This window comes from Muricomes intestini (genome assembly GCF_004346165.1).
Classification (GTDB): domain Bacteria; phylum Bacillota; class Clostridia; order Lachnospirales; family Lachnospiraceae; genus Muricomes; species Muricomes intestini.
This window is the reverse complement of the sequence record NZ_SLZZ01000053.1, coordinates 1-4,339: the sequence shown is the minus strand read 5'-3', so window position 1 is coordinate 4,339 and position 4,339 is coordinate 1. Positions and strand designations below refer to the sequence as shown.

Below are 4,339 nucleotides of genomic sequence, written 5' to 3'. Positions count from 1 at the left end.
AATCAGATTCCTTATATTTGGGACATTTTTTGAAAGTTGTTTATAAAGACATGGTTTAATTCAGGTCTATGTGGATAAAACTGCGGAAACTCAAGAATACCCAAACTTGACGAGTTCTTTTCAAGTCTGATATAATGCACTCAAAAGGGGACGAGGTTATGGAAGACAAAAAAGAGTTGACAAAAGATTTACTCACCACATCTTTCAAAGAGCTTATCATGCAGATTCCGTTTGAAAAAATAACAATTAAGATGATTACTGACGGCGCCGGAGTAATCCGTCCAACCTTCTATAAACATTTTCAGGATAAATATGAGATACTGGAATGGATTTTGAAAAAGGAGCTGGCTGATAAGATACAGATTCTGATTGATAATGATATGGAAGAGGATATTTTCCGCCTTCTGTGCAACTGTCTGGAAAAAGATAAGGAGCTGTATAAAAAGTTGTACGCTATAGAAGGCCCCAACTCTTTTGATGAACTGATGCATCATTTTATATTTAATATGCTTACGTCTCTGAAGAATAAGTATCCCCTGAAATCATCAGGTGAACTGGAGATATTTCCTTCAGAAGTCATGTTGAGATTTTACACCTTTGGCCTGACCGGTTCACTGAAGCATTGGATTGTCCACGATTCCTCATACTCCGCTGAGCAGGTTTGTGATGCATACAATTATATTATCCATAATTCTATACTGGAGCTGATTGATCTCCCCGACAGTAAATCCTAAAATCGGCTGCCATTTTGAATTCTCACTGCAAGATCATGAGCACAATTTCTAAATATTCCCCGGTATGCTTCTCCCATAACCTTTTTTTCCAAAATATCCAGCAGGCCGCCAAGCCTGTTTCCAGCCGTCTCCGGGTTGATTTCTGAAAAGTAAGCTGCTGCCTCCCGTTCTCCTCTCCCGTCCAATTTCAAACTGTAGACATCCTCATCCCCTATCATACACCCAGCTGCCCTTATGAGGACAGGTATGCAAAGATTATCAAAATACAGGCTGCCATAATCAGGCCGGACATATTCCAGCAAATTTATGACGGCCTCCCGGTTAAAATTCTGGAGAAATATCTGCTCATACTCTGCCTCAGTCAAATAATCCAAGATCCGGTCTGCTCCGGCCACACTGTCAGATAGTTTCAGTACGGGATAATCCAGCGTCAAAACATGATTCTGGGGTTCAAATCTGGCATCGTATTTCAGAAAAAAAGCAGGTATCCCCTTTAAAATAGTATCTCTATAATTCTGGCAGCCATAGTCCTCAAAATTAAGAATCATCCGGTGATACACTGCTTTTGCCTGCTCCGCCTTGTCCAGCACGATACGGTACCCCCTCTCATATGCTGTCATACCGTCCACCCGCTGTCCTTCAAGCATTACAGCTTTATTTGCCGTTTCACATTCTTTTATACAGTATACTACAGCTTCCATAAGCCGCCTTGCAGTATCGTAAGAGACAGACGTACTTTCACCGGACGTATAGCGCTTTGCCAGTTTTGCCATAACAGGCAGCAGTTCCTCCATTTTATAGTCCACTTTAATTCCTCCCGTGAATTCAGATTCTTTGCTTATCTGACTACTCCCAGAATAATTCTTTAAGTACCTGCATGTAAAGATCTTTGTCCCAGCGGGGTACCTCGTCAAATTGTTCGTATTGACCCCTTCCGCCGGTCTTCTTATATCCTTCATATCCCGCCCGTACCGCTGCTGTAAAGTTTTCCATGCACGTCCCTTCTAAATAGTCCAGGTCACCGGCACACACCGTCTCAAACTGTTCTTTCATAAATGTAAGAATCTCATCATCTGTCATAAGCTCCAATGCAGCATTTTTAAACTCATAGAAGATATCCTCCAATTTTTCCAGACTCTGAAGATAATTTTGCTGATTTATATACTGCGAATCGCAAAATGTATAAATGATTTTGTCCAGTATTCCCTCGCCAAATTCTACCCTGCCGTGCACTTTGAGGCTTTGGTTCCTACATTCAATTAATTCATGCATCTCTTCCTCCCTCAGAGACAGCCCAAACCTTTCGGTCTTTTGGTTCATTGAAGACAAAATTGCCAATTCCTTCCGTTGATTTGTCAGCTGCAGAATTTCAAACATATCTTCTTTCACAAAACCACCCCTCGTATATGTGATATGTCGTAACAGTTCAGCCATTCGAATTTTCGACAGCGTAGGCAGGAGAAAGCTTGCTTTCGTATGCATATGCTGCCGAAAATTCATATGGCGCTCTGCCACAACGAGATGAAGCGCAGCACATGTCCTTGGTTAGCAACCGTAGTGTGGTTGTTTAACAAGGACGGTACCCTTGGGGTGGAATCGAGCTGATGGCTGAACTGTTATGATATGTCATTATACGTCCGAGGGCTTCTCTTTACAAGACTTGAAAAAATACTTGTTTTGTAGTAATATGATAATAGAGAGATAGTTTGTGCTTCTCCCTAAAACTCTAATTTTACACTGTTTTTTACCACTGCAAATGTCACCCCATCCATTTTTATCTTTTTCTGTATCACTTCACCTTTAGGCGCATATTTTTGGGCTGCTCTCTCACAGACATTATCAACCCCCGTAATTTGTTTTACAAATTCTGATTCGGAGCTGACTGCGTCTATATCCTGCAATTCTTCCGCACTGTAAGTGACAAAAGGAGCCTTATACTCTTCCGCCAGCTTTAGTATGCCTGCTTCATCCTGTTTCAAATTAATACTGGTAAATGCTGCAATCTGATTCTTTGATATGCCGAGTGTTTCTAAAAGCTGTTCCAGTCTCTGTTCCAAGTCTTTCTTTGCTGTTCCGCGTCTGCACCCTAATCCTATAACAAAAATTTGAAGGGGGAGATAAAGAATATTTTTCACTTCTTTTATTTTGGCAGTGTCCACAACCGCAATTCCCAGCGGCAGGCTGCATAATTCCTCTAAGCTGCTGCAAAGATGCAGTTCTGCCGGGATTTTCCCTTCTATAGGAAAGCTGCTGTAAAATCCAACTCTCTCTCCCCGGAGCACTGCGGCAGATATCTTTTTTGCAAGTACCCTGTCGTCGATGTAGAGATGATTCTTTTTTGCAAATACGTCCACTGCAAATTTATTTTGCAGATCCGTGGCTGTAGTGACAACTGCCACTGCACCGAGGCCGTCTGCAAGCAGAGTGGCAAGTTCCACAGCGCCTCCCACGTGGCCGGAAAGTACTGGAATTACGAATTTCCCCTTCTCATCTATACACAGGACAGCCGAATCGGTATACTTATCTGCAACCCAGGGAGCAATATACCGAACTCCAATTCCTACGGCACCTATAAATATAAAAGTGTAGTTTCCCCAGCGCTCCCCTATCCAGCTCTTCAGATTTTCCGGCAGAGGATGCATTCCAAACTCATCTGCAAAGCGCTCCACTGTATAGCTTTCACAGTGATAGCCTGTTGAAGACAAGAACTTCCTTACAGGAGTGTTCTGCCTGCTTCCCGCCTCGGTGAAACTGAATATGGCAATTTTGCTTTCGTTTTCAAATGCTTTTGTTCCTGTGTGCATACCCTCTCACGTCCCCCCTTCTCATTCATCATTGTATTATTGTGGCACCGACGGGTTGATAAATCATACGATTCCCTTTCTCCAAATAACCATCCACACATTAATAATAATATACTTACCCAGGCAGCTGGGAAGGGCTAATTTTCCTTTTTAATTTATCTGTTTAAAAGCAAGACCTTTTGATTCATTTATCATTTGAGGCAGCACAGTCTGAATAAATTCTTCTTTAGATACCCTGTAAAACTTATTTGTAAAACCATTTTCATCCGTCGGCAGCTCTGTAATAAATTTAAATTCCTTCTCAGCATCGGCCATATTCGCTTCTCTTAAAAATAACATTACATCCCCTCCATTGAGTAATTCACAGCCGAAATTGCTTTTTCAAAATCAACTTTCTTCACATAAATCACATATTCATATTCAAATTCTAAACTTTCCCCTAATGTTCCCGTTCTCACCCGTGTGTCTGCAGAAAACGGGGACGGGCTTTTCCGATTTATTGTTTTAACGTTGTAATCAATATTATTCTCCGCTAAGAGTCGTCTGACATCTGCCACTCGAAATATGGATAAATATACCCATATCGAGAATTTTACTGCTTCAACCTATATGCTTTCACTCTGATTAATCAGACACTACTCACAAGTTCTTGTATAATCCACAGTCGTAAATTCCGGTCTAGCCAACCGTACATACTTACATTTGCTTGCTTTACCGACTTACTGCTTACTTCCTTTATCCATTTATAATTTTTATTATTCGGGATAAATTCATTATTGATCCATTTCGAAAAATCCATAC

At 41.3% G+C, this 4,339-nt stretch carries 5 protein-coding genes; 1 reads left to right on the top strand and 4 read right to left on the bottom strand.

The features are described 5' to 3' along the window. Nucleotides 1-158: 158 nt before the first annotated feature. On the top strand, nucleotides 159-734 hold the full coding sequence (locus tag EDD59_RS17455) for a TetR/AcrR family transcriptional regulator C-terminal domain-containing protein (protein ID WP_132384230.1): 576 nt from the start codon (nucleotides 159-161) through the stop codon (nucleotides 732-734). Here the strand turns inward: EDD59_RS17455 and EDD59_RS17450 are convergent. The 4 genes from EDD59_RS17450 to EDD59_RS17435 all read right to left on the bottom strand — a co-directional run bounded on the left by EDD59_RS17450 (nucleotide 731) and on the right by EDD59_RS17435 (nucleotide 3,877). Further along, a complete protein-coding gene (locus tag EDD59_RS17450; RefSeq protein WP_132384228.1) occupies nucleotides 731-1,540 on the bottom strand; it encodes a DUF6179 domain-containing protein in 810 nt (269 codons plus the stop codon). The genes EDD59_RS17455 and EDD59_RS17450 overlap by 4 nt on opposite strands. Nucleotides 1,541-1,580: 40 nt before the next feature. Next, nucleotides 1,581-2,168: a DUF6323 family protein gene (locus EDD59_RS17445; protein ID WP_330572229.1), complete on the bottom strand. Its 588-nt coding sequence runs from the start codon at nucleotides 2,166-2,168 to the stop codon at nucleotides 1,581-1,583. Between the two features lie 284 nt (nucleotides 2,169-2,452). Continuing rightward, nucleotides 2,453-3,538, bottom strand: a complete 1,086-nt coding sequence (locus EDD59_RS17440) for a cobalt-precorrin 5A hydrolase (RefSeq protein WP_132384226.1) — start codon at nucleotides 3,536-3,538, stop codon at nucleotides 2,453-2,455. Between the two features lie 150 nt (nucleotides 3,539-3,688). After that, the gene (locus EDD59_RS17435; RefSeq protein ID WP_132384224.1) at nucleotides 3,689-3,877 is read right to left on the bottom strand and encodes a hypothetical protein; all 189 of its coding nucleotides are present in this window, start codon (nucleotides 3,875-3,877) and stop codon (nucleotides 3,689-3,691) included. Nucleotides 3,878-4,339: the final 462 nt, after the last annotated feature.

Excerpts from the sequence above, each read along its gene's own strand:
- EDD59_RS17455 (WP_132384230.1), top strand. The coding sequence starts at position 159 with ATGGAAGACAAAAAAGAGTTGACAAAAGATTTACTCACCACATCTTTC.
- EDD59_RS17440 (WP_132384226.1), bottom strand. The coding sequence starts at position 3,538 with ATGCACACAGGAACAAAAGCATTTGAAAACGAAAGCAAAATTGCCATA.
- EDD59_RS17435 (WP_132384224.1), bottom strand. The coding sequence starts at position 3,877 with ATGTTATTTTTAAGAGAAGCGAATATGGCCGATGCTGAGAAGGAATTT.
- EDD59_RS17445 (WP_330572229.1), bottom strand. The coding sequence starts at position 2,168 with ATGGCTGAACTGTTACGACATATCACATATACGAGGGGTGGTTTTGTG.